General features: G+C 70.3%; 23 protein-coding genes. 11 read left to right on the top strand and 12 right to left on the bottom strand.

All coding sequences use genetic code 11. The annotated features are described in order from the left end of the window. Positions 1–95 precede the first annotated feature (95 nt). Positions 96–977 carry a hypothetical protein gene (locus OG293_RS10030; RefSeq protein WP_405998428.1) on the bottom strand — a complete coding sequence of 294 codons (882 nt, stop codon included), beginning with the start codon at positions 975–977 and terminating at the stop codon, positions 96–98. A 268-nt stretch (positions 978–1,245) separates the two neighbouring features. Here OG293_RS10030 and OG293_RS10025 point away from each other — a divergent pair, with 268 nt between their 5' ends. Then, positions 1,246–2,127 (top strand): hypothetical protein, encoded by an 882-nt coding sequence (locus OG293_RS10025; RefSeq protein WP_405998427.1) that lies wholly within the window; start codon positions 1,246–1,248, stop codon positions 2,125–2,127. Here the strand turns inward: OG293_RS10025 and OG293_RS10020 are convergent. From OG293_RS10020 to mce, 5 genes are all read right to left on the bottom strand, one after another. Continuing rightward, the gene (locus tag OG293_RS10020) at positions 2,108–2,887 is read right to left on the bottom strand and encodes an ABC transporter permease (protein ID WP_405998426.1); all 780 of its coding nucleotides are present in this window, start codon (positions 2,885–2,887) and stop codon (positions 2,108–2,110) included. The two genes, OG293_RS10025 and OG293_RS10020, sit on opposite strands and share 20 nt — an antisense overlap. Before the next feature lie 3 nt (positions 2,888–2,890). Next, the gene (locus tag OG293_RS10015; RefSeq protein ID WP_405998425.1) at positions 2,891–3,874 is read right to left on the bottom strand and encodes an ABC transporter ATP-binding protein; all 984 of its coding nucleotides are present in this window, start codon (positions 3,872–3,874) and stop codon (positions 2,891–2,893) included. A gap of 142 nt (positions 3,875–4,016) precedes the next feature. Then, the gene (locus OG293_RS10010) at positions 4,017–4,955 is read right to left on the bottom strand and encodes a cellulose-binding protein (RefSeq protein ID WP_405998424.1); all 939 of its coding nucleotides are present in this window, start codon (positions 4,953–4,955) and stop codon (positions 4,017–4,019) included. 114 nt (positions 4,956–5,069) lie between these two features. Next, complete coding sequence (scy, locus tag OG293_RS10005) at positions 5,070–9,029, bottom strand: polarized growth protein Scy (protein WP_405998423.1); 3,960 nt, start codon at positions 9,027–9,029, stop codon at positions 5,070–5,072. A 167-nt stretch (positions 9,030–9,196) separates the two neighbouring features. Further along, entirely contained in the window at positions 9,197–9,625 is a 429-nt protein-coding gene (gene mce / locus OG293_RS10000; RefSeq protein ID WP_405998422.1) for a methylmalonyl-CoA epimerase, read from the bottom strand. Between the two features lie 146 nt (positions 9,626–9,771). Here mce and OG293_RS09995 point away from each other — a divergent pair, with 146 nt between their 5' ends. Further along, on the top strand, positions 9,772–10,974 hold the full coding sequence (locus OG293_RS09995) for an acetyl-CoA C-acetyltransferase (protein WP_405998421.1): 1,203 nt from the start codon (positions 9,772–9,774) through the stop codon (positions 10,972–10,974). A gap of 21 nt (positions 10,975–10,995) precedes the next feature. Beyond that, positions 10,996–11,952, top strand: coding sequence for a methylmalonyl Co-A mutase-associated GTPase MeaB (gene meaB / locus OG293_RS09990; protein WP_405998420.1), 957 nt, complete (start codon positions 10,996–10,998; stop codon positions 11,950–11,952). Positions 11,953–12,077: 125 nt separating this feature from the next. On the opposite strand, the gene OG293_RS09985 is transcribed toward meaB, so the two are convergent. The 4 genes from OG293_RS09985 to OG293_RS09970 form a co-directional block, all read right to left on the bottom strand. Continuing rightward, a complete protein-coding gene (locus OG293_RS09985) occupies positions 12,078–12,554 on the bottom strand; it encodes a MarR family winged helix-turn-helix transcriptional regulator (RefSeq protein WP_405998419.1) in 477 nt (158 codons plus the stop codon). A 129-nt stretch (positions 12,555–12,683) separates the two neighbouring features. Beyond that, positions 12,684–13,466: an AIM24 family protein gene (locus OG293_RS09980; RefSeq protein WP_405998418.1), complete on the bottom strand. Its 783-nt coding sequence runs from the start codon at positions 13,464–13,466 to the stop codon at positions 12,684–12,686. Then, positions 13,463–14,113, bottom strand: coding sequence for an AIM24 family protein (locus tag OG293_RS09975; protein ID WP_405998417.1), 651 nt, complete (start codon positions 14,111–14,113; stop codon positions 13,463–13,465). Before OG293_RS09975 ends, OG293_RS09980 begins: the two co-directional genes overlap by 4 nt. Continuing rightward, positions 14,113–14,751: an AIM24 family protein gene (locus OG293_RS09970; protein ID WP_405998416.1), complete on the bottom strand. Its 639-nt coding sequence runs from the start codon at positions 14,749–14,751 to the stop codon at positions 14,113–14,115. Before OG293_RS09970 ends, OG293_RS09975 begins: the two co-directional genes overlap by 1 nt. Positions 14,752–14,946: 195 nt before the next feature. Here OG293_RS09970 and OG293_RS09965 point away from each other — a divergent pair, with 195 nt between their 5' ends. Then, on the top strand, positions 14,947–15,291 hold the full coding sequence (locus OG293_RS09965; protein WP_405998415.1) for a DUF3817 domain-containing protein: 345 nt from the start codon (positions 14,947–14,949) through the stop codon (positions 15,289–15,291). Further along, the gene (locus OG293_RS09960; RefSeq protein ID WP_405998414.1) at positions 15,288–15,581 is read left to right on the top strand and encodes an MTH1187 family thiamine-binding protein; all 294 of its coding nucleotides are present in this window, start codon (positions 15,288–15,290) and stop codon (positions 15,579–15,581) included. Before OG293_RS09965 ends, OG293_RS09960 begins: the two co-directional genes overlap by 4 nt. A 56-nt stretch (positions 15,582–15,637) precedes the next feature. Here OG293_RS09960 and OG293_RS09955 read toward each other — a convergent pair whose 3' ends face one another. Then, entirely contained in the window at positions 15,638–16,624 is a 987-nt protein-coding gene (locus tag OG293_RS09955; RefSeq protein ID WP_405998413.1) for a DUF5937 family protein, read from the bottom strand. A gap of 265 nt (positions 16,625–16,889) precedes the next feature. Here OG293_RS09955 and OG293_RS09950 point away from each other — a divergent pair, with 265 nt between their 5' ends. From OG293_RS09950 to OG293_RS09935, 4 genes are all read left to right on the top strand, one after another. Next, a complete protein-coding gene (locus OG293_RS09950) occupies positions 16,890–18,317 on the top strand; it encodes an MFS transporter (RefSeq protein WP_406003549.1) in 1,428 nt (475 codons plus the stop codon). Positions 18,318–18,327: 10 nt separating this feature from the next. Further along, positions 18,328–18,837, top strand: coding sequence for a MarR family winged helix-turn-helix transcriptional regulator (locus tag OG293_RS09945; protein WP_405998412.1), 510 nt, complete (start codon positions 18,328–18,330; stop codon positions 18,835–18,837). 136 nt (positions 18,838–18,973) lie between these two features. Continuing rightward, the gene (locus OG293_RS09940; RefSeq protein ID WP_405998411.1) at positions 18,974–19,297 is read left to right on the top strand and encodes a DUF3817 domain-containing protein; all 324 of its coding nucleotides are present in this window, start codon (positions 18,974–18,976) and stop codon (positions 19,295–19,297) included. Between the two features lie 78 nt (positions 19,298–19,375). After that, on the top strand, positions 19,376–21,076 hold the full coding sequence (locus OG293_RS09935; protein ID WP_405998410.1) for a methylmalonyl-CoA mutase: 1,701 nt from the start codon (positions 19,376–19,378) through the stop codon (positions 21,074–21,076). A gap of 270 nt (positions 21,077–21,346) precedes the next feature. On the opposite strand, the gene OG293_RS09930 is transcribed toward OG293_RS09935, so the two are convergent. After that, positions 21,347–21,994 carry a TetR/AcrR family transcriptional regulator gene (locus OG293_RS09930; protein ID WP_405998409.1) on the bottom strand — a complete coding sequence of 216 codons (648 nt, stop codon included), beginning with the start codon at positions 21,992–21,994 and terminating at the stop codon, positions 21,347–21,349. A 250-nt stretch (positions 21,995–22,244) separates the two neighbouring features. Here OG293_RS09930 and OG293_RS09925 point away from each other — a divergent pair, with 250 nt between their 5' ends. Beyond that, positions 22,245–23,216, top strand: coding sequence for a tetratricopeptide repeat protein (locus tag OG293_RS09925; protein ID WP_405998408.1), 972 nt, complete (start codon positions 22,245–22,247; stop codon positions 23,214–23,216). Positions 23,217–23,882: 666 nt separating this feature from the next. Beyond that, positions 23,883–24,539 carry a DUF6230 family protein gene (locus tag OG293_RS09920; RefSeq protein ID WP_405998407.1) on the top strand — a complete coding sequence of 219 codons (657 nt, stop codon included), beginning with the start codon at positions 23,883–23,885 and terminating at the stop codon, positions 24,537–24,539. The last annotated feature ends 84 nt before the right edge of the window (positions 24,540–24,623 follow it).

Raw genomic sequence — 24,623 nt, 5'->3', positions numbered from 1 at the left:
CTTTTGGGTCGGCGGGGCCCAGGCCATGTGGCCAGACGCCCCCGTAAGAGTTAGGAGGATATCCGGGGCTTGACGGTTCCGGCCAAGCCGTAACGCTACGGTCTCGGCGGGAGCGAGTCGCCGATGGGCGGCAGATCGTCGTAGAGCCGCAGTTCGGCGGATTCGTCGAGATAGGGAAGGAAGTCCGTCTGCGGCAGGACCCAGCCCTCGTCGCCGAAGATCCGGGTGCCTTCCTCGCGCAGCGACCCGTCCGCGCCCGCCCTGCGAACCCAGGTCGCCGGATCGGGCCCCAGCAGCTCACGCAGGCGCGCAGAGGAATCGAGCAGGGCCGCGAGCAGCTCCGCCTGGTCCCCGCCGCCCGGGCGGGGCGAGCTGTCCGGGCCCGCGAGAACGCCATGGGCGCTGAAGTAGATGTACGCGCCGCCCAGCCGTTCCCCGGACGGCATCGTCATCGGGAACGCCTCGCCCGGCAGTATCGCGCGCCGGTAGTCGGGGAATTCGGTGTCGTCGACGGCCTTGAGCTGGTTGGAGTCCAGCCAGGCGACCACAAGGACGGCTTCCGCGTCCCGGTCGACGTACGGCGTGCCCGCCACATAGCCGGCCGGGCTGATGTGGCCCGAGCAGCCGACGCCGATGCCGCCCACGCGCACCGGCACCATGGGGACGGTCGCGGGGATGCCGAGCCGGTTGAGCTTGTGGCTGACCTGGCCCGGCGAGGCGTTCGATCCGACGGAGATGACCGGGTGGCGGCGGCCCGTGACGACCTGGCCGAGGTCGGAGAGCGCCTCGTCCAGGCTCTGCTGCTGCGCCTTCTCCTCGACGTACCAGTCGCCGAGCCGCAGCGGACGGACGTCCAGCTGGAGCAGTTCGTCACCGGTGAGCAGCGAGGGCTCGGTGGTGGGGCGGCCCGGATAGGTCAGCGGCTGCTTGGCCGGGACGCCGTCCAGGCCAAGAGCTTCAAGGCTTCGGTCCTTCACGGGAGATGCCCTTCGGGGTCGTTCGCGCGCATACGGGCAGAGCCTTCACCTCATGTCTACCCATGCCGAGCGTACGGGACCCTCCACGCGATGGCGGTTGGCAACGGCCCGCCCCGGGCAGGATGATCTGCTGTGAGATGAACTCAACGTGGGGGGTCGGGAGTTGAAAGCGTTTCCGGGGTGGCCGGGGCGGCACAGAGCGCACCCCCGGTACCGGACCTCCGTTCGGTGGTGGGTTGCCGGGCGTCCCGTTCACGCTCTGTTCCTGATGGCACTGAGCGCGTTGACCGTCCTCGCCGTCGCCATCGCGGTCGCCTGGACGCTCGCCGAGGACTCCCCGCGCGGCGTCGGCGAGCGGCTGCGGGATGGGGAAAGGCTGCTGAATCTGGCGCTGGAGGCGCTGCGGGCCTGTGTCGGCACCGACAGCCTCAGCCCGGAGAAGGGCAGTGTGGCCCAGGAACTGCTGGCCACGCTCGCCTCGGTGACCGGGGCGCTGGCGCCCGCGGTGCTCCTCGGCATCGTCCTGATCAAGATGTTCGCCCTGCGGCCCTTCGTCTGGCGGCAACGGGCGAGCGTCTCCCACGCCTGGGCGGCGGACTTCCCCGGCTATGCGCGGATGCACGCCCAGAGCGATGACGCGATCATCGCCGTGCGCTTCTACAACCACCTCGACAATCTCTCCGTGGTCGATCTGCGGGCCCGGGTCCATCTGCGCTATCTGGAGCGCTCCCCGCACGACGGCAGCCTGGTCATCTACAAGAAGTGGCTCCGGGTGCTGGACGAGAAGGGCGAGCCGGCCGACGAACGGTCCTGGCTCGCGGTGGAACGCGGCGCGCCCTTCACCGTATGGATACCCGTCGACGCCCCGGTGGCCCAGCTGCCCGTCAGCAGCATCCAGGGCAAGGATCTCTCCCAGTCCCACGGCGCGAAACTGCTGGTCCGTCTCACCGCGCGGACCGTCGGTATGGGCACCGAGGTGGTCGACGAGCGCTGGTTCGACCTCGACGGTGACGACTTCGAGACCGGACGCTTCGTACCGCTGGAGCCGAACCTGGCGAAGGACGTCTGGTCCTGGCAGGGCTGGAGGGACTTCGACGAGCTGCTGCCCGACGAAGGGACCCCGCCGCCCCCTACGCGTCCCGCTTCTTGAGCACCAGACAGCCGCCCGCCAGCGCGGCCACCACCCACAGCACCATGATCCCGAGCCCGCCCCACGGCCCGTACGGAGCCGGGTCGCTGTTCAGCGCGTCCGGGACCACCTGCATGATCTTGGAACCGGCCTGGTCGGGGAAGTACAGCGCGACCGTCTTCGCCTTCGGCACGGACGCGAGGATCTGCGAGACCAGGAAGAAGAACGGCATCAGGATGCCGAGCGACAGCATCGAGCTGCGCAGCATCGTGGCCACGCCCATCGAGAACAGCGCGATCAGCCCCATGTAGAGGCCTCCGCCGACCACCGCGCGCAGGACGTTGTCCGCGCCGATCGTCGTGCGGTGGTCGCCCAGCAGCGCCTGTCCCAGGAAGAAGGAGAGGAAGCTCGTCGCCAGACCGACCACCAGCGCCAGCGCCGTCGCCACCGCGATCTTGCTGAAGAGGAAGGTGGCGCGCTGCGGCACGGCGGCCAGCGATGTGCGGATCATGCCGGAGCTGTACTCCGTCCCGACCACGAGCACCCCGAAGACCACCATCGCCAGCTGCCCGAGGATCATCCCCGAGAAGCTGACGAACGTCGGGTCGAAGGTGAGCTGCTCGGCCTGGGACAGATCGTCGAAGGTCGACTTCAGCAGCGCGCTGATCGCCGCGCCCATCGCGACCGTCACCAGGAGGGCGCTCACCAGTGTCCAGGTCGTCGAGGAGACCGTACGGATCTTCGTCCACTCGGACTGGAGGACCGCGGGTACCGAAGCCATGGGTCAGACTCCCTTGCTGCGCTCGTAGCTCTCGCCCCACTGGGGGGCCGGAGGCTGCACCGGCGGCGGAGCCTCCTCGTGCGCCGAGTGCGCGTGGTACTCCACCGAACCGGCCGTCATCTGCATGAACGCCTCCTCCAGCGAGGCGCGCTGCGCGCTCAGTTCATGCAGCACCAGCTGATGCTGCGCGGCCAGCTCACCGAGCTGCTCGGTGGTGGCGTCGTCGATCTCCAGCGTGCCGTTTCCCGACTCGACGGCGATGAAACCTGCGGCGTGCAGCACATCCCGCAGTCGTTCCTGCTGCGGAGAGCGGAGTCTCACAAAACTTCGTGAGTTCTCATGAATGAAATCGGCCATAGAGGTATCGGCCAACAGTCTTCCCTGCCCGATCACGATCAAGTGATCCGCGGTCAGCGCCATTTCGCTCATCAGATGCGAGGAGACGAAGATCGTCCGCCCTTCGGACGCCAGCGTCTTCATCAGATTGCGGATCCAGTGAATTCCCTCGGGGTCCAGCCCATTGACCGGCTCGTCGAACATCAGGATCTCCGGATCGCCCAGCAGCGCGGAGGCGATTCCCAGCCGCTGACCCATACCCAGCGAGAAGCCCTTGGACTTCTTCTTCGCCACCGGCGTCAGACCGACCGTGTCCAGCACCTCGCCGACGCGGGACGAGGGGATGCGGTTCGCCTGGGCGAGACAGAGCAGATTGTTGTACGCGCTTCGGCCGCCGTGCATCGCCTTCGCGTCCAGCAGAGCGCCGATGTACTTCAGCGGCTCCTGGAGCTCCCGGTAGCGCCTGCCGTCGATCCTGACGGTTCCGCTGGTCGGGTTGTCGAGATCGAGCATCATGCGCATCGTCGTCGACTTGCCCGCGCCGTTCGGGCCGAGGAATCCCGTCACCACACCCGGTCTGACCTGAAACGAGAGATGGTCGACCGCCGTCTTTGCACCGAAGCGCTTGGTGAGGCCCTCGAGCTCAATCATGCGGCCACGCTAAGGGGGGCCGGGGCGGCCCGCAATCCTGGACGGCGAGGCTCCGCTCCCGGACCCGGACCGGCGAACGCCGGGCGGGCCGATGTCGGCCCGCCCGGCGTTCGAGGGCGTACGAGTCGTGCGCGGAGAGGAATCAGCGGGACTGCTGCGCCGGGACGCCGCGGGAGATCGGCTCGTCGTCGGCAGGGGTGCCGGCCGCGGCGACGGCCGCACCGGTCAGCGTGGCCAGCATCTCGCGGACGTTGGTCAGCTGCGCGTTGATCGAGTCGCGGCGGTTGGTGAGCGCCGCCAGCTCGCGCTCCGATTCGCTGCGGATCCGGTCGGCCTTGGCGTTCGCGTCGGCCACGATGTCCTCGGCCTGGCGCTGAGCGGTCTCCACCGTCTGACGGGCGCGGCGCTCCGCGTCCGTGCGCAGCTTCTCGGCCTCCAGACGCAGCTGCTCGGCGCGGTGCTCGATCTCCGCCAGGCGCTTCTCGGCCTTCGCCTGACGCGAGGCCAGGTCGCGCTCGGACTGCTCGCGGCGCTTGGCGAGGTTCGTCTCGAAGTCCGCGGCGGCCTGGGCGGCCTTGGCGCGGGTCTCCTCGAAGAGGGCGTCCGCCTCCTCGCGCTTGGACTGCGCGTCCTTCTGCGCCTCGGCACGCAGTGTAGAGGCGTCGCTCTTCGCCTTCTCGACGATACGGACGCCCTCGTCCTCGGCCTTGGACTTCCGCTCGGCCGCGAACGACTCGGCGTCGTTGCGCACCTGCTGGGCGGACGACTCGGCGAGCTCACGGTGCTGCTCGGCCGCGCGACGGGCCTCCTCACGCAGGTCCTTCGCCTCCTCCTCAGCGAGGCGGAGGATCTTCTCGACGCGGGCACCGAGACCGGCGTACGACGGCTCCGCGTCGCTGACCTGGGCCTGGGCGTTCTGCGTCTCGAGGTGGAGCTCCTCGATGCGCTTTTCCAGAGAGGTGATTCGGGTCAGTGCACTGTCACGGTCGGCGACGAGTTTGGTAATGCGGTCGTCCACCTGACCGCGGTCGTAACCACGCCGCACGAGCTCGAAGCCGAAGGGGGAGGATGTGTCGCTCATGGGGTTCCTGTCGAATGAGACCGGTGAGGTGTTAGGGGGAATCCTAGGGGCCGAAGCGGCGTGTCATCGAGCGGATGCCCGTTTGATCTGGAGAATGTCCAGCCTTTTGAGTGGCTAGCCCTCCGACGACTTGCCACTCGAACGTGTAACCCCCGCGGTCACGCCTGCTTTCACACCGTTCCCCTCCTTGCCGCCCCCGGCCGGTGTCTCGAAAGATTCCAACGCTTCAAGTACGTCCTGGACACGGGAAATCTCCGCCTGAATGTCCTTGCGTCTGCGGACGAGCACATCGAGCTCCCGCTTGCCGTCGCCCACCAGACGGTCGGCCTCGGTCTGGGCCTCCGACCTGATCCGCTCCGCCTCGCGCACCAGCTCGGCCTTCTTCTGCTCGGCCTCCTTGAGGAGCCCCTCCGCCTTCCTGACCGCGGCGATACGGACCGTTCCCGCCTCGGAATTGGCGTCGGACAGCAGCTCCTTGGCCTTCGCCGCCGCCTCGGCCTGCTGCTCGGTCGCGGCCTTCACCAGCTGGTCGACGCGCTCGCCCGCGGACTTCATCTGCTCGGCGGTCTCCCGGCGGGCCCGCTCGTGCAGCTCCTCGATCTCGGCCTCGACCCGGGCCCGCAGCTCCTCGCCGCGCTCCCTTATGGCCGTGGCGTCCCGGCGGGCGCCGACCAGGAGCTCGTCGGCGTCGGTGCGGGCCTTCTCCACCAGGGAGTTGCCCTCGACGGTCGCCTCGGCGACCAGCCGCTCGGCTTCCTTGCGGGCCGCGCCGACCATCGTGTCGGCCTGCTCCTCGGCCTCGGTGGCCGCGCGCAGCGCCTCCTCCTGAGCCTTGTTGATCAGCTGGTCGGCCTGCTCGGCGGCGTCCGCGCGGCGCTTCGCCCCGGCCACACGCGCCTCGTCGACGGTGCGGTCCGCCTCCTCGCGCGCCTCGGCGCGCATCCGCTCCGCCGCCGCCTCCGCGTTGGCCTTGATCTTCTGCGCCTCGGACTTGATCCGCTCGGCCGCCTGCTGGGCCGAGCCCACCGTGTCGGCGGCCTCGGCGCGCAGCCGCTCCGCCTCTCCGGTCGCCTCGGACATCAGCTGGTCCACCTGGGCCGCCGCGTCGGCACGGCGCTTGTCGGCCGCCTCGCGGGCCTCGTCCAGGATCTGCTCGCCCTCGCCCCGGATGCCGGCGTGCAGCCGCTCGGCCTCGGTCTCGGCCTCCGCCTTGATCTGCTCGGCCTCGCCGAGGAGCCGCGTCGCGGACTCCTCCGCGGAGGCAAGCGCCTCGGCCGCCTCGGTACGCAGCAGCTCGCTCTCGCTCGTCGCCTCGCCGATGAGCCGGTCGGCCTGGATGGCGGCGTCGGAGCGGATCCGGTTGGCGTCCTCGCGCGCCTCGGCACGGGCGCGCGAGGCGTCCTGCTCGGCCGAGGCGAGGGCGTCCGACGCCTCCCTACGCATCCGCTGCGCGTACTCCGCGGTGTCGGCGCGCAGCCGGTCCGACTCGGTGATCGCTTCCGAAACGGTCCGCTCGGCCAGCGCGTTCGCCGCCTCGGTCTCCTCCTGGGCCCTCGCCCGCAGCCGGCCCGCGTCCTCGGCGGCCCGCTCCCGCTCGGCGTACGCGTCGGCGCGGACCCGGTCCGCCTCCTGCTGTGCCTCGCTCCTGGTGCGGTCGGCGGAGTGCTCGGCCGCGGAACGCAGTCCGGCGATCTCCTGCTCGGCCTGGTCCTGGAGGCCGTTGACCGAGTCCCGGACCTGCTGGGCGGTCTGCTCCGCGGTGCCCACCATCTCGGTGGCGCGGCGGTCGGCCTCCTCCACGAGCCGGTGCGCCTCGGTCTGCGCCTCCTCGACCCGGTTGCGGGCGGAGGCGAGCAGTTCCTCGCTCTGCTCGCGGGCGAGCTCACGTTCGCGGTTCGCCTCGCCGCGGGCGGATTCGAGGATCTCCTCCGCCTCGCGCCGACGCCGGCTCGCCTCCTCCTGGGCGGCGGCCAGCGCCTCGGCGGCCTCGACGCCGACCCGGTCGGCCGCGGCGTTGGCCTCGGCGCGCAGCCGGTCGGCGCTCTCCTGCGCCTCGTTCTTGAGCCGCTCGGCCTCGTTCGAGGCCTCGCTGCGCAGCCGTACCGCGATGTTGTCGGCCTCGGCGCGGGTGGTCGAGGCGTCGGCGGCGGCTTCCGTGCGCAGCCGCTCCGCCTCCTGCTCGGCCTGCGCCTGAAGCGTACGGATGCGCTCGGCGGCCTCGGTGCGAAGCCGCTCCGTCTCCTCCGCGGCCTCGCGGCGGATGCGCTCGGCCTCGCCACGGGCGTCGGCCAGGTTCTGCTCGGCGGCTGCCACCCGGGCCTCGGCCTCGGTGTGCAGCCTGGTCAGTTCGTCGGCGGCCTCGGCCTGGCGGGCGGTGATGCCGCGCTCGGCCTCCACGCGCAGTTCGGCGCCCGCCTGCTCGGCGGCCGACCTGACGCCCTCCGCCTGCTCCTCGGCCTCGGCGCGCAGCCGCTCGGCCTCGGCGCGGGTGCGCTCCAGCGTCTCCTCGGCCTGCTTGCGCAGCGTGGTGGCGCGCTCGATCGCTTCGGTGCGGACCTTCTGGCTGTCGTTGGTGGCGGTCGACCGCAGCTCGTCGGCGTCGGCCCGTGCCTTGGTGAGCAGATCCTCGGCGGTGCTGGCCGACTCCTCGATCTGCTGGACGGCCTCCCGGCGGGCCTCACCGCGGATGCGCTCGCCCTCGGCGACCGCCTCGGCCCGCAGCTGCTCGGCCTCGCCGCGCAGCCGGCGCGCCTCCTCCTGCAGCTCGACCGTCTTGGCGCGGTACTCCTTGGTGTCGTCCTTGGCCGCGCCCTTGAGCTGGTCGGCCTGCTCGGCGGCCTCGCCGCGCAGCCGGTCCGCCTCGGCCTCGGCCTTGTGGCGGATCCGCTCCGCCTCCTCGCCCGCCTTGCGGGTGGTCTGCCGCGCGTCCTCGGTGGCCTTGGTCAGGACCTCCTCGGCGGTACGGGCCGCCTTGGCGAGCTGAGCGGCAGAGTCCTCGGCCGCGACCGTCTTGGCCTTCTCCGCCGCGCCGGCGACCAGCTTCTCGGCCTCCGCGCGGGCATCCGCGAGCGCCTGCTCGGCCTCCGCCTTGAGCGCCTCGGCCTCCGTGGTGGCCTCGCCGACCAGCCGGGCGATCTCCGCCTTGGCGGTACGGGTGCGCTGCTCGTTGACCGACTCGGCGGTCGCCACCTGCTTGGCCGCCGAGTCCTTGGCCTCGGTCAGGACCTTCTCGGCCTCCGCGCGGGCCTCGCGGAGCTTCTCCTGCGCCTCCTGGATCCGCTGCTCGGCGGCGCGGCTCAGCTCGGCCGCCTGCTGGCGGGCCTGGTCGGACTCGGCGCTGGTGGAGGAGCGCAGCTGCTCGGCGTGGCTGGTGGCCTCCTGCGCCTGGTTCGAGGCGGCGTTCAGCAGCCGCTCGGCGTCCTTGCGGGCGCGCAGCAGGATCGACTCGGCCTCGGAGCGGGCCGACTCGGCCTCGGAGCCGAGCCGGTGGCGTGCCTCCTCGGCGACGCGGGTGGCCTCGGCGCGGGCGGCGGCCAGGGCCTGCTCGGCCTCGGCGCGGGACTCGTCGAGGAGCCGGCGGGCCTGTGCCTCGGTACGGGCGCGCAGCTGCTCGGCCCAGGCGACGTTCTCGTTGACGTGCGCCTCGACGGTCTGGCGGCGCTCGGCCAGCTCCTGGTCCAGCCGCTGCCGGCGCTGGTTCGCCTCGGAGTGCAGCTCGGCCTGGAGCCGGGCCTGGTGCTCGGCGTGCTCCTGGAGGATGCGCTGGGTCTGCGCTCGGGCATCGCGCAGCTCGCGCTCGGCGTCCGTGCGGAGCTGGTCGGCCTGGATCTGGGCGTTACGGAGCAACTGCTCGGCCTGGTAGCCGATGTCCGCGCTGTCGTACGAGGGACGGGAGGCAAGGGTGCGACGCGCCTCATGGAGCTTGGCGCGCAACACCTCGACCTGGTAACCGAGGTCCTCGGCGTGCTGGACGGCCTTCTCCCGCTCGGTCTTCAGCCGGTCCATCTCGGCTTCGAACCGCGAGAGGTGGTCGTCGTCAGCTCGGTGGCTCTCCTGGCGTTCGTAGCCCCGCACTGCGCGGTCCCATCCGTCCCCTGGTCGCAACTTTCTCCGTACGAGCACCGTTCGCCGGCGAACGGTCCCCCGGGGAATGGTGACAGATCAACGGCGAGGACGCGGCGCGGCCCCGACCCGGCCCCGGCCCGGAATCGCCCACTCTACCGGGCCGGGAATCGTGAGGGTCAGTGCTCCGTTGCAGAGGTGACGAGTTCGGTGAGGACGCCGTGGCAGTCCTTGGGGTGGAGAAAGGTGATACGGCTGCCCATGGAGCCGATACGGGGCTCGTCGTAGAGGACCCGCACGCCCTTGTCCCGGATCGACTGGGCGTCGCCGTCCACGTCCGCCGTGCCGAAGGCGATGTGATGCACCCCCTCACCATTCTTGGCCAGCCACTTTCCGACCGCCGAGTCCTCGCGGGTGGGCTCCAGGAGCTGGAGGTAGGAGGCGCCGCCGTCGGACGTCTCATTGATCTTGAGCATGGCCTCCCGGACGCCCTGCTCTTCGTTGACCTCGGTGTGGAACACCTCGAAGCCGTAGGTGGCCCGGTAGAACTCAACAGTCGTGTCGAGGTCGAAACAGGCGATCCCGATGTGGTCGATTCGCGTCAGCATTCCACCAGTGCATCGCCCCGGAGGCCGGTTACGCAACGTGCGCGCGATCACACTGGCTGCCCGGTGACCGGGGCCAGTACCGCTCAGTACATTGAGGTAAACCCTCGTTCACTCCTCAGCTCCGTGCTGGAAGGGGATCCTGTCTCATGTCTGGAACGACCGGTACCACCTCAGTGATCGTCGCGGGCGCCCGAACGCCCATGGGACGTCTGCTCGGTTCCCTCAAGTCCTTCTCCGGCGCCGATCTCGGCGGCTTCGCCATCAAGGCGGCGCTCGACCGGGCGGGCATCGGTGGTGATCAGGTGCAGTACGTGATCATGGGCCAGGTGCTCCAGGCCGGGGCGGGGCAGATCCCGGCACGCCAGGCGGCGGTCAAGGCGGGCATCCCGATGAGCGTGCCCGCGCTCACGATCAACAAGGTCTGTCTCTCCGGGCTCGACGCCATCGCGCTGGCCGACCAGCTGATCCGCGCCGGCGAGTTCGACATCGTCGTCGCCGGCGGCCAGGAGTCCATGACCAACGCGCCGCACCTCCTTCCGAAGTCGCGCGACGGCTACAAGTACGGCGCGATCGAGATGCTCGACTCGATGGCGTACGACGGTCTGACCGACTCCTTCGAGGGCGTCGCCATGGGCGAGTCGACGGAGAAGCACAACACCCGGCTCGGCATCGCGCGCCCGGCGCAGGACGAGATCGCGGCGCTCTCCCACCAGCGGGCCGCCGCCGCGCAGAAGAACGGCCTGTTCGAGGCGGAGATCACACCGGTCGAGATCCCGCAGCGCAAGGGCGAGCCCATCCTGTTCACCAAGGACGAGGGCATCCGCGCCGAGACGACCGCGGAGTCGCTGCGCAAGCTGCGCCCCGCGTTCGCCAAGGACGGCACGATCACCGCCGGCACCTCTTCGCAGATCTCCGACGGTGCGGCGGCGGTCGTGGTGATGAGCAAGGCGAAGGCCGAGGAGCTCGGCCTCGACTGGATCGCGGAGATCGGCGCGCACGGCAATGTCGCCGGACCCGACAACTCCCTTCAGTCCCAGCCGTCCAACGCGATCCAGCACGCGCTGCGCAAGGAGGGCATCGGGGTCGACGACCTCGACCTCATCGAGATCAACGAGGCGTTCGCCGCGGTCGCCGTGCAGTCAATGAAGGATCTCGGGGTATCCCCGGAAAAGGTGAACGTCAACGGCGGTGCGATCGCCCTGGGCCACCCGATCGGCATGTCCGGCGCACGCGTGGTTCTCCATCTGGCGCTGGAGCTGAAGCGCCGCGGCGGTGGTGTGGGTGCTGCCGCGCTGTGCGGCGGCGGCGGTCAGGGCGACGCGCTGATCGTCCGCGTTCCGGGCAAGTAAGTCGAGTTGAGGAGCACGGCAATGGTGGACGTCCCCCAGCTCGTCGCCCAGGCGAGGGAAGGCCGGCCGAGGGCGGTGGCCCGGCTGATCTCGCTGGTGGAGGGGGCGTCCCCGCATCTGCGCGAGGTGATGGCGGCCCTCGCCCCGCTGACGGGAGGGGCGTACGTGGTGGGCCTGACGGGCTCGCCCGGCGTCGGCAAATCCACCTCCACGTCGGCGCTGGTGACCGCTTACCGCAAGGCGGGGAAGCGGGTCGGTGTCCTCGCTGTCGACCCGTCCTCGCCCTTCTCGGGCGGGGCGCTGCTGGGCGACCGGGTCCGGATGTCGGACCACGCGTCCGACCCGGGCGTCTACATCCGCTCCATGGCCACGCGCGGCCATCTGGGCGGCCTGGCGTGGGCGGCCCCGCAGGCGATCCGCGTCCTGGACGCGGCGGGCTGTGACGTGGTCCTCGTGGAGACGGTCGGCGTGGGCCAGTCGGAGGTCGAGATCGCCTCCCAGGCCGACACCTCGGTGGTGCTGCTGGCGCCCGGCATGGGTGACGGCATCCAGGCAGCGAAGGCGGGCATTCTGGAGATCGGCGATGTGTACGTCGTCAACAAAGCGGACCGGGACGGCGCGGACGCGACGGCCCGCGAACTGAACCACATGCTGAGCCTGGGTGAGGCGAGGGGGCCCGGGGACTGGCGCCCGCCCATCGTGAAGACGGTCGCCGCGCGCGGCGAGGGCATCGACGAGGTGGTCGAGGCGCTGGAGAAGCACCGCGCGTGGATGGAGGAGCACGGCGTCCTCGCGGAGCGGCGCGCGGCCAGGGCGGCGGGCGAGGTGGAGACGATCGCGGTGACGGCCCTGCGTGAGCGCATCGGCGATCTGCACGGCGACCGCCGGCTGGGAGCCCTGGCGGAACGGATCGTGGCGGGGGAGCTGGACCCGTACAGGGCGGCGGACGAGCTGGTCGCGGGGATCACGCGGTCGTAGGCCCGAGTTGGTCGCGGGGATCACGCGGTCGTAGGCCCGAGCCGACCCAGGACGCCCCTGGGGCGCGCCCGGGGCCTTCGGAGCCGGCGGGGCAGGCCGGTGAGGCCCCCCGCCGGCCGAAGCCGTTACGGCTTGCCGCGCCGCCCGCGCAGATGCTCGGCCACCGGTGACAGCGACTCGCGCAGCTCGGCGAGCGCCTGGGGCGTCAGCAGGTCGATGAAGTGCTTGCGTACGGACGCGACATGGTGCGGCGCGACCTTCTGCATGGTCTCCGTGCCCTGCTCGGTCAGTACGGCGTACAGCCCGCGCCGGTCCGACTCGCAGTTCTCCCTGCGGACCAGTCCCGCGTTCTCCATGCGGGTGATCTGGTGGGAGAGGCGGCTCTTGGACTGCAGGGTGGCCGCGGCCAGGTCACTCATCCGCATCCGCCGCTCCGGCGACTCCGAGAGGTTGACCAGGATCTCGTAGTCGTTGTTGGTCAGGCCGAACGGCTGGAGGTCCTTTTCGAGCTGGTGCATCAGCAGCCTGCTGACGTCCAGGTGGGTGCGCCAGGCGCACTGCTCGTCATCGGTCAGCCAGCGGGTGGCCGTCTCGGTCTCCATATATGGATTCTACCTAAGAAGTTGAAAGACGGACGAAGTCGGTGGATGTGACGCCGGGCACCCGGCGCGCCAAGGAGGCGGCGCCCACAAGGGCGCAGACGTTCGACGTCACACTCCGCAGACTACCGCTCACAGGCCGAAGCGACGCTGGAGGTCCCCCAGCTGGCCCGGGAGACGGGGAGTGGACCCGTGTTGACCTGGGGCTCCGGCTCCCGCGTGGCCCCCCGGGACGCCCGGCTGAGCGGGCGTCGCGCCCACCGCCTGCTCGGGCATCAGCACCTCGGTCGACTGCAGCAGCACCGAACCGGCGCCGACGAACTCGAACTGGTGCTCCTCGCCGGAGGCCCCGCCGACTCCCGTCATCGCCCGCAGACCGCCCATGACGCCGGTCATGTAGCCGTGGTCGTAGTGATGGCAGGGGGAGGGGCAGTCGGCCCAGCCCACCAGCGCCTGCGGATCCACCCGGATCGGCGGCTCCATGAAGACCACCGGGCCGTTCGACGCGGCCACGAACTTGCCCGTGCCGATCAGTGTGAGGAAGCCCGGCACGATCGACTGCTTCAGCGCGAGACTCGGCTGGTACGCCAGCAGATTCCCGGACCGGATCGTCAGGTTCCCCTCCTCCAGGTCGTAGGAGTTGACGTCGAAGGCCCGGTCGGCGAGCAGCATCTTGCCGCTGCCCTCCGCCACCACCCAGTCGGCGGCGTGCAGCGGCGAGTGGAAGGACGTCCGCAGCAGCCGGTCGAGCCGGCCGTGGCCGATGCCGTTGAAGTCGATGCGCCCGTAGTAGGCGATCATCTTCCCCTTCTGCAGGAACCACTGGCTGCCCTTCAGCTCCACGCAGAAGGTGTACTTGTTGACGTTGTCGTCGCTCGGCAGCGTCATCGGGTCGAAGACCACCGGACCGGTCACAGCTTCTCCTCCGAGGCCTGTACGAACACCGCGCCACTGCCGCTCAGTTCCAGCTGGAAGGCCTCGCCCGAGCCGCGCCCCACCATGTCGCGCCAGCCGAGCGCCGTGGAGAGCTTGTTGCGTACGTCGCCGTGGTGCGCGACATACGCCTGAGGGTCCACATGGATGTCGCGCCCCGGCATGATCGGAAGCTCGATCACACCGCCGTGCGCCATGACGGCGACCGCGCCGTGCCCCTTGAGTGTCGTGGTGAAAAGCCCCTGGCCGGTCACCTGACCGCGCACCATGCCCATGACCCCGCCCTGCGAGCCCATGAACATCGTGCCCTGCTGGAGTGTCCCGTCGAAGGCGAGCAGCCGGTCCGCCTCGACGTACAGGGTGTCGCCGGTCAGCTGGATCACCTGGATGTGGTGGCCGCCGTGGCCGAACATCACCGTGCCGTTGCCCTCGACCGTCATCAGCGGGGTCGCCTCGTTGGCAACCCGCCGCCCGATCATCGACATCAGGCCGCCCTGGCCGCCCTGGATGTTCGGCGTGAAGGAGACATCACCCCGGTACGCGAGCATCGCGCCGCGCTGGCTGAACATCTTCTGGCCCGGGACGACCGTCGCCTCGACCATTTTTGAGTTGATTTCGCGGAACGGCATCAGACGTCCCCTCCGATGGTGTTCCGCTCGCTCGGCTGCACATAGACCAGGCCGTCGCCCTCGAAGCGGATCTGGAAGGCCTCGCCGCCGCCCTCGCCCAGGAACGTGCGGAACGTCACCCCGGACTGGAAGTCCTGCCGCAGGTTGCCCTGGTGGGCGATGTAGGCGCCGGGGTCGACGGAGAGCGGGTACTGGGGCGTCACCCGCAGCACCACGGCCGCGCCGTCGGACATGATCGCCGCCTGGCCGGTGCCCTCCACGGTCGTGGTGAACAGGCCGTTCCCACTCGCACCGCCGCGCAGGCCGGTGAAGGTGGTCCCGGTACGCAGCCCGGCGTCGGTGCAGAGCAGATTGCTCGCCTCGACATACAGCTTGTCGCCGTGCAGGTTCACCAGGTTGATCTCGGACGCGCGGTCGGCGAAGTAGCAGGTGCCCTGCCCCTTGACCTCCATCACGGTCATCTGTTCTCCGGTGAGGCGGCGAGTGACCATCCCTCGGATGCCCTCACCGCCGCCGGACATCTTCTTGAACGCCACCTGGCCGTCGTAGGCGACCATCGAGCCGTTCTTCGCTTTGACGGAGTCGCCGGTCATGTCGACGGCGAGCACCTTGCTCCCTTGGAGCCGGAACGTTGCCACGGAGCGACGTTAGCGGCCGGTGCGCGGTGCGAACAGATACCCCGGGAGGATACGAACCCCGACATGGCCCCTGATGCGGCGTTTGCCCCGGGGTACCCCGGGCGCCGGGCACGGCGCTGCGGCTGCCACAATGGTGCAGCGCTTGTGCGCACGTTCACAAGATCACTGCCGCCTCCTCCCACCGAAGGTGCCCCCGTGGACATCAAGACCGCCTCGTCCCTCCACCGCCTCCGTCTGGTCTCCGCCCCGGAGGCCGTCTCGTTCCTGCTGCTCCTGGTCTGCTCGGTGCTCAAGCGCACCACCGAGTTCAACGCGGTCCCGGTCATGGGCATGGTCCACGGCGTGCTCTTCGTCCTGTACGTGATCTTCTGGGTCCTCGCCTGGAACCGTGCCAAGTGGGGTCTGGCGACCGCGGCCTTCTACTTCGTGCTCTCCGTCCTCCCCTTCGGCGGCTTCGTCGCGGACCGCAAGCTGCGGCGTGCGGCCGAGGCCGAGGTCATCGCGTCCCGCGCCCGCCGCGAGGGCACGGTGAACGCGTGATCGTCGCCTTCTCGGTCACTCCGCTGGGCGTCGGCGAGGACGTCGGGGAGTACGTCGCCGACGCGGTCCGCGTCGTCCGCGAGTCCGGTCTGCCCAACCGCACGGACGCCGTGTTCACTTCGGTCGAGGGAGAGTGGGACGAGGTGATGGACGTCGTCAGACGTGCCGTCGCCGCGGTCGAGGCCCGTGCGCCGCGTGTCTCCGTCGTCCTCAAGGCCGACATCCGGCCCGGCGTCACCGACGGGCTGACGTCCAAGGTCGACACCGTGGAGCGGCACCTCTCCGCGTAGCGGCGGCGGGTCATGGCGCCTGCGGTCATGGCGCCTGCGGGTCATGGCGCCCGCGGTCACGACGGTTGTGCGGCCGTCAGGGCGATACCGAGCGGTGTCCGCTCGTACAGCACCTGGTGGCCGTAGCGGCGCGAGGTCAGCAGACCCGCGCCGCGCAGCACCGACAGATGCGCCGACACGGATGAGGGTGCGAGCCCGAGGCGGTGTGCGAGCGCGGTCGTCCCCGCGGGCTCGTCGAGCGCGCACAGGACGTCCGCCCGCGCCCGGCCGAGCAACCGGGCCAGCGCCTCGGGTGTGCTGGAGCCGGCCTCGGTCCACAGGCTGCCGATGCCGCGCGCCGGATAGACGACGGTCGGCTGCCAGGGCGGCTCGAATCCGCTGACCACGTCCGGCCAGGCGAAGACGCTGGGCATCAGGACCAGACCCCGGCCGTCCAGGTCCCGTACGTGCTCGCCCTTCCTCGCCAGCGTGAGCGTGCGGTCCTGCCAGCTGAGCGCCGGGTGGAGCTCGGCGAGCAGCCCTTCGAGTCCGACCTCGGCAAGACGTCGCGAGTGATACGCCACGTCGGCCTCCAGCAGGGCGCGCAGCCGCGGCCACTCGGGCTCCACCAGCACCTGCCAGGCACGCTCCAGCAGATCGGCCAACTCCCGCACCGCACGCGCGGGATCGGCGAGAAGGGCGAGGCCCGCGGCGCTCTCCACGGCTCCGGGCGTACAGACGAGGGACTGCCTGATGTCCTCGCGTGCGGCGACCGGGTCGGCGGACCGCACCGCGGCGATCTCCTCCTCGAAGGAGGCGGCGGGACCGATCGGGGGCGGGCCCAGAAAGTCCGGAGTGTGCCCCCGCAGCGGCATCAGCAGCCGCAGGGGAGCGAGCTCCAGCCCGCCGGCCGCCTCCCGGATCCGGCGCAGCCAGGGCAGGTGGTATCCGTGCCGCTCGGGCCGGGTGAGGGTGCGGACGGCTTCCTGGGTCTCCCACAAGGGCGAGAGGGCGAAACGGAATCGGAGCAGATCGACTTCGCCGAAGTGGAGATGGAACGGCACGTCCTGAACCCCTTCCGAAGATCGAAGATTCGGCTGAAGCCGAAAGTCTAGGGCGGTGGGGACCGCCGACGGCACGCTGACGCCCATGCGGAACGAGCAGGCGAAGAGAGCGCGGGGGGCCCGGCCGGGCCGTGACGGACAGGAAGGCGGGGGCGCTGACGGTCGCCCGGGGGTGACAGCCGCCCAAGCGGACACGGGGCCGGACACGGGGCCGGGCGCGGTACCGGACGAGGGGCCCGCGCACGCCGGTCGGCAGGGCATGGGCATGGGCTCGGGCGGGCATGCGGGTCGCGAACCGGCCCTGGCGGAGGCAGGCGCGGAACACCCCGGTCCCGGTGGAGGCCCCGGCCGCGGTCGAGGTCCCGGTCCCGGTGAAGGCCCGGGCTCCGGTCGAGGTCCCGGCGCCGGCGACGCCCCCGGCCCGGCAGCGGAGCCCGGCGGGCACCCGCATCCCGGCGCGGACACCGGTGCGTCCGACGGATATCTCGCCGTCTTCCGGGTCCATGAGTTCCGGGCCGTCTTCGCCGCGCACCTCATGTCCATCCTCGGGGTCGTCGTCTGCGAGATCTCGCTCACCGTCCTCGTCTACGACCTCACCGGTTCGCCCCTGATGAGCGCGCTCACCTTCGCGCTCGGCTTCCTCCCGTACCTGCTCGGCGGGACCCTCCTGGCCGGCGTCGCCGACCGCTACCCGGCCCGCCGGGTGCTCGTCGTGTGTGATCTGGTCTGTGCCGGGTGCGCGTCGCTGATGGTGCTGCCCTGGACGCCCGTCCTCGGGCTGCTCGCCCTGCGGTGCGCCGTGGCCGCCGTCTCGCCGGTGTTCAACGGAACGCGGGCCGCCACCCTCGCCGACATCCTTGGCGACGGTGGCCTCTACGTCCTCGGGCGCTCGCTCCTGCGGATCGTCGCGCAGAGCGCTCTGCTCGTCGGGTTCGGCGTAGGCGGTGTGCTCCTGGCCGTCGTACCCGCGCGCGGCGCGCTCTCGATCACCGCGGTGAGCTTCCTCGGCTCCGCCGCGCTGCTGCGGTTCGGCACCCGCAGCCGCCCGCCTCGGGGCGGGCAGGGCGGGGCGCTGATGCGGGAGTCGCTGGCCGGGGCCCGGCTGGTCTTCGCCGACCGCCGGATCCGCGCGCTGACGCTGATGTTCTGGGTGCCGCCGATGTTCGTCGTCGCGCCGGAGGCCCTCGGCGCCCCGTACGCCGACGAGATCGGCGTCGGCACCGCCGCGCTCGGGCTGCTGATGTGCACCATGCCGGTCGGCCACATCGCCGGGGAGCTCTTCGCGGGCTCCGTCCTCAGCCCCCGCACGCGCTCCAGGATCGTGCTGCCGGTGGCCGCGGTGTGTCTGCTGCCGCTCGCCGTCTTCGCCGTACGGCCCGCAGTGCCCCTGGCGCTGGTCGTCCTCGTACTGACCGGTCTTGCCAGTGCCTACACCCTCGGCCTCGACCAGTGGTACGTGGACGCCGTCCCGGAGGAACTGCGCGGGCGTGCGATGACGCTCATGACCGCGGGCATGATGACGGTCCAGGGCGTCGGTATGGCACTGGCCGGCCTGGCGGCCGAGTTCTTCCCCGTGCACCAGGTGGTCGCCGGGTCCGCGGTGGTGGGCACGGGATGTCTGCTCCTGCTTCTCGCGGAGGTACGGAGGACCGAAGGGCGAGACGGAGCTGACCGCCATATGACCAGTCGGTAGGGTCGGTGCCGTGCCGAAGCCGCTCAGTCTTCCCTTCGATCCCATCGCCCGAGCCGACGAGCTCTGGCAGCAGCGCTGGGGTGCCGTGCCCTCGATGGCGGCGATCACCTCGATCATGCGCGCGCACCAGATCCTGCTCGCCGAGGTCGACGCCGTCGTCAAGCCGTACGGACTGACGTTCGCACGCTACGAGGCACTCGTTCTGCTCACCTTCTCCAAGGCCGGTGAGCTGCCGATGTCCAAGATCGGTGAGCGGCTGATGGTCCATCCGACCTCGGTGACGAACACCGTGGACCGGCTGGTCAGGTCCGGTCTGGTCGACAAGCGGCCGAATCCGAACGACGGACGAGGCACCCTCGCCTCCATCACCGGCAAGGGCCGGGAGGTCGTCGAGGCGGCCACCCGCGACCTGATGGAGATGGACTTCGGGCTCGGCGCGTACGACGCGGAGGAGTGCGGGGAGATCTTCGCGCTGCTCCGCCCGCTGCGCGTCTCGGCGCACGACTTCGACGAGACGTAGGAACGCGGGGACGTAGGAACGCAGGAAGGCGGGGACACGCGGGGACGCGGGGACGCAGAAGTGAGGCACAGGCCCCCGTTCCAGGGCCGCCGCCCCGCCCGAAGATCGCTCTCACCTGCCGGTTACGCTCGATGCCATGAAGTCGAATGTGCTGTCCCGTTACCGGGTGATGGCGTACGTCACCGCCGTCTGGCTGCTGGTCTTCACCGCGGCCATCATCCTGAAGTACGGGTTCGAGACCGGCGACACCATGCTGATCTCCCAGATCCACGGTGTGCTGTTCATCATCTACGTCGTCTTCGCCTTCGATCTCGGCTCCAAGGCGAAGTGGCCGTTCGGCAAGCTCCTGTGGGTGCTGGCAGCGGGCTGTATCCCCGTGGCCTCCTTCTTCGTCGAGCCGAAGATCACCCGCGAGGTCCGCCCGCTGATCACGGACGCCCCCGCCACCGCGGAAGCGTAGAACTCCCCACGGCCGCGAGCGCGGCTCGCGGCCGTCTGCCATCGACATTTACTAGGACGTCCTAGTAAATTCGTAGGTATGGACGCTGACGAGATCGAGGAAGGCCGCCGACGCTGGCAGGCCCGTTACGACAAGGCCCGCAAGCGGGACGCGGACTTCACCACGCTCTCCGGCGACCCGGTCGAGCCTGCCTACGGTCCCCGTCCCGGGGACACGTACGAAGGCTTCGAGCGGATCGGCTGGCCGGGGGAGTACCCCTTCACCCGTGGCCTGTACCCGACCGGCTACCGAGGCCGCACCTGGACCATCCGCCAGTTCGCCGGCTTCGGCAACGCCGAGCAGACCAACGAGCGCTACAAGATGATTCTGGCCGCGGGCGGCGGCGGCCTCTCGGTCGCCTTCGACATGCCGACCCTGATGGGCCGCGACTCCGACGACCCGCGCGCGCTCGGCGAGGTCGGCCACTGCGGTGTGGCCATCGACTCGGCCGCCGACATGGAGGTCCTGTTCAAGGACATCCCGCTCGGTGACGTGACGACCTCGATGACGATCTCGGGGCCCGCCGTCCCCGTCTTCTGTATGTACCTCGTCGCCGCCGAACGCCAGGGCGTCGACCCCGCCGTCCTCAACGGCACGCTCCAGACCGACATCTTCAAGGAGTACATCGCGCAGAAGGAGTGGCTCTTCCAGCCCGAGCCGCATCTGCGTCTGATCGGCGACCTGATGGAGCACTGCGCGCAGGGCATCCCCGCGTACAAGCCGCTGTCGGTCTCCGGGTACCACATCCGCGAGGCGGGCGCGACAGCCGCGCAGGAGCTCGCGTACACCCTCGCCGACGGCTTCGGCTACGTCGAACTGGGCCTCAGCCGGGGCCTGGACGTGGACACCTTCGCGCCCGGACTGTCCTTCTTCTTCGACGCGCACCTCGACTTCTTCGAGGAGATCGCCAAGTTCCGCGCGGCGCGCCGGATCTGGGCCCGCTGGATGAAGGAGGTGTACGGCGCCACGACCGACAAGGCGCAGTGGCTGCGCTTCCACACCCAGACGGCGGGCGTCTCGCTCACCGCCCAGCAGCCGTACAACAACGTCGTCCGCACCGCGGTCGAGGCGCTCTCCGCGGTCCTCGGCGGCACGAACTCCCTGCACACCAACGCCCTGGACGAGACCCTGGCCCTGCCGAGTGAGCAGGCGGCGGAGATCGCGCTGCGTACCCAGCAGGTGCTGATGGAGGAGACCGGCGTCGCCAATGTCGCCGACCCGTTGGGCGGTTCGTGGTACGTCGAGCAGCTCACCGACCGCATCGAGGCGGACGCCGAGAAGATCTTCGACCAGATCAAGGAGCGGGGCCGCCGGGCCCACGCCGACGGTCAGCACCCCATCGGCCCCATCACCTCCGGCATCCTGCGCGGCATCGAGGACGGCTGGTTCACCGGCGAGATCGCCGAGTCGGCCTTCCGCTACCAGCAGTCGCTGGAGAAGGGCGACAAGCGGGTCGTGGGCGTCAACGTCCACCACGGCTCCGTCACCGGCGATCTGGAGATCCTGCGGGTCAGCCACGAGGTCGAGCGGGAGCAGGTGCGCGAGCTCGCGGGCCGCAAGGCGGGCCGGGACGACGCGCGCGTGAAGTCGTCGCTGGAAGCGATGCTGAGCGCGGCACGCGACGGCTCGAACATGATCGCGCCGATGCTGGACGCCGTCCGCGCGGAGGCCACCCTCGGGGAGATCTGCGACGCCCTGCGGGACGAGTGGGGGACGTACACCGAGCCGCCCGGCTTCTGAGCCCGAACACCGAGGGCCCGGGCAGGCACGGCCGACGTACCGACAGCGTCAGGCACGGCCGCCCGGGCCCCCCGCCGTCGTCAGCCGGAGCGGGGCATGCCCCCTGTGCCGGCTCCGGCGACCTGGCCCGCCGTGCCGTCGGCCCGGGCGTGTGTGCTTCATGCGTCAGCTCGTCGGCCCGGGCATGCGTGCTCCGTGCGTCAGCTCGTCGGCCCGGGCATGCGTGCTCCGTGCGTCAGCTCGTCGGCCCGGGCATGCGTGCTCCGTGCGTCAGCTCCGCAGTGACGCCAGCCCCGACACCAGCAGCAGTGTGAAGCTGCGTGCCCAGGCCTCGTCCACCGGCTCCGCGCTGACCAGCGCCCGGTGCACCACCGCCCCCGCGATCACGTCGAAGATGAGATCCGCGCTGCGGGAAGCCGCCTCGGCGTCCTCCTCGTACGGCAGTTCCCCGCGGGCCTGGGCGCGCGCCCGCCCCTCCATCACCAGACGCTTCTGGCGGTCGACGATCGCCGAGCGGATACGGCTGCGCAGCGCCTCGTCGCGTGTCGACTCGGCGACCACCGCCATCAGTGCGGTCTTCGCCTCGGGCCGGGCCAGCAGCGCGGCGAACTGCAGCACCACACCCTCCACGTCGGCCACCAGACTTCCGCGGTCGGGGAGTTCGAGCTCATCGAAGAGGACCGCGACGGCATCGACGACCAGCTCGTTCTTGTTCGCCCAGCGACGGTAGAGGGTTGTCTTCGCGACGCCCGCTCGGGTGGCCACATCGCCCATCGTCAGCTTCGACCAGCCCAGCTCGACGAGGGCAGCGCGGGTCGCCTCGAGGATCGCGGCGTCGGCCGCGGCGCTGCGAGGGCGTCCCGTACGACCTGTACGCAGGGTATGGGGGCGGGTGTGGCTGCACATGACGGCGACCATACCGGCGAGTAGGCAAAGTGTTGTGAGGCAGTTCACCGGAGGAATCTCACACGCGCACGAGTGGATGCAGATACGCTACGCCTCGTAGCGAAAGCCTTGACCGGCTTGAGCGACAACCACGCGACAGACCACTGGCGCCGGGTGGGGACCCGCCGCCGACCATTCTGGCCAGTGCGACGCATTCTGGCCAGTACCGCGGTCCTTTGGCCGCACTTTTCACATGCGCGCGCGGAGGGGGGAGGATGTACTCATGCAGCCTAGGAACATGTCCATGAGCGGCGTCGTCGACCTCGCCGCGGTGAAGGCGGCCGGCGAGGCCAAGGCCAAAGCGGAGCAGGCCCGTGCGGAGGCCGCCCGTCAGGGCGGAGCCGGTGCGGTGGCCCCCTCCAGTCTTGTGATCGACGTCGATGAGGCGGGCTTCGAGAGCGATGTCCTCCAGCGCTCCGCAGAGGTCCCGGTCGTCATCGACTTCTGGGCCGAGTGGTGCGAGCCGTGCAAGCAGCTCGGCCCGCTGCTCGAGCGGCTGGCGCAGGAGTACCGCGGCCGCTTCGTCCTCGCCAAGATCGACGTCGACGCCAACCAGATGCTGATGCAGCAGTTCGGGGTCCAGGGCATCCCCGCGGTCTTCGCGGTGGTGGCCGGCCAGGCGCTGCCCCTCTTCCAGGGAGCGGCCCCCGAAGCCCAGATCCGCCAGACGCTGGACCAGCTCGTGCAGGTCGCCGAGGAGCGCTTCGGCCTCACCGGTGTCGCGGTCGACGCGGACGCGTCCGCCGAGGAGGCGGCTCCCGCCGCGGTCCCGGAGGGTCCGTACGACGCCCTGTTGGAGGCGGCCGTGCACGCGCTCGACGCGGGCGACTTCGGCGGTGCGGCCCAGGCGTACAAGAACGTCCTGTCGGACGACCCGGGCAACACCGAGGCCAAGCTGGGCCTCGCCCAGGCCGAACTGCTCGGGCGCGTAAAGGACATGGACCCGCCAAAGGTGCGCCAGGATGCGGCGGACAACCCGGCCGATGTGACCGCGCAGATCGCCGCGGCGGATCTGGACCTGGTCGGCGGCCATGTGGAGGACGCGTTCGGCCGGCTCATCGAGACCGTGCGGCGCACGGCGGCCGAGGACCGTGACGCGGCCCGGGTCCGGCTCCTGGAACTCTTCGAGGTCGTCGGTCCGGACGATCCACGGGTGACCGCGGCACGTTCGGCGCTGGCGCGGGTGCTTTTCTGAGGTCATATCTCGGCCATGTTTGAAAGGCCTGTGCTGAACGAGACGTTCCGCCGGGTCTGACGGTTTTGCGGCGGCGGCGCTGGTGAGGCGCCGTCGCCGCTTTGGCGACCTGGTGACAGAACGCGGCGCCGCTTTACCAAAACTTGGTAATCGGACGAGCTGTTACTCGTAGTAAATCAACCGGCTTGTTCTGTCCGCTTATTGGCGGCTTTCTCCCCCTGGGGCTCACCCCTCGGCTGTACCGTGTGTGGCCACCCGATACCTGCCGGTCGTTGCGTGGTTATCGGGCCGTTACTAGTGAGTAACGAACCCCCTTGTGTCGAGGGCGGGAATGGACCACGATCGGCCACGCTCGGTCCGATACCGCACCAGCCCGGCCTCCAGCCGTGCCGCGGGAGTTCGGGTCCCCACTGGGCCGGTCGGCGGCAGTGGCGCCGACCGCGGACAGGGGGGTTCCTGCCACTCAGCAGGGCCTGTCCGACAGGTTGTGCGTGATGCGTCAGGCGCGACCAGTGGTTGTCGCTCGGGGGTGATCGCCGGTGTTTCGGACGCAGCTAGCGCCTGAAAGTACAGGCGCTCTCCTTCCCGAGGACGTAGCACTTCTCCCATCAAAGGACGGACATGAGAGTCCGGGCCGGAGATGTACGTCCGAGAAGGAGGAAAGTCATGGAGTCTGTGGCTCGTGGTGGAACCAGATGGAAGCGGTTCGCCCTTGTCATGGTGCCGAGTGTGGCCGCAACGGCCGCGATAGGCATCGGCCTGGCACAGGGGGCGCTCGCAGCGTCCTTCGCCGTGTCCGGCCAGGAGTTCAAGGTCACGGCCGGTCACCTCGACGGTCACGGCTTCGCCCAGTACGGCGGCGTCGACATGGGATACGCGGACCTGAAGGGTGACGCGAAGACCGCGCACCCGGTCGCGATCTCGACCTTCAAGAACGCCACGATCAACAAGATGTGCCAGTCGGTCGTCACCGACGTGCCGTTCGTGGGCAAGATCACCCTTCAGCTGAAGGCGGGCGAGGGCAAGACTCCGGTTTCCGCGGAGAACCTGTACCTCGACGTCTCCGAGCTGGAGGCGGACGCCGAGTTCAGGAACATCGACATCGGTGTCGCCGCCAAGGACACGGACAACCCGACAACGGGCAAGGGCCCCGCGGTCAAGGACAGTTCGATCCTTCCGAACGGGTTCGCACAGCAGGCCGACCGCGCGATTCTTGACGACGTCAAGCAGAAGGCGTGGGCGACGACCGCCGGCACCTTCAAGCTGAGCGGCCTGAAGATGAAGCTGCTCAAGGGCTCCGGCGACGGCGTCGAGTGCTACTGACGGTCATGCCGTCCGGGCGGGCGGGGAAAACAGAACGGTCCTCGCCCGCCCATCTTTCTCTCTACACAGCAACGCCAGTTTCAG

Origin of the sequence: Streptomyces sp. NBC_00829 (assembly GCF_045161795.1) — a bacterium.
In the GTDB taxonomy this organism is placed as follows: domain Bacteria; phylum Actinomycetota; class Actinomycetes; order Streptomycetales; family Streptomycetaceae; genus Streptomyces.
This window is presented reverse-complemented; position numbering and strand designations above follow the sequence as displayed.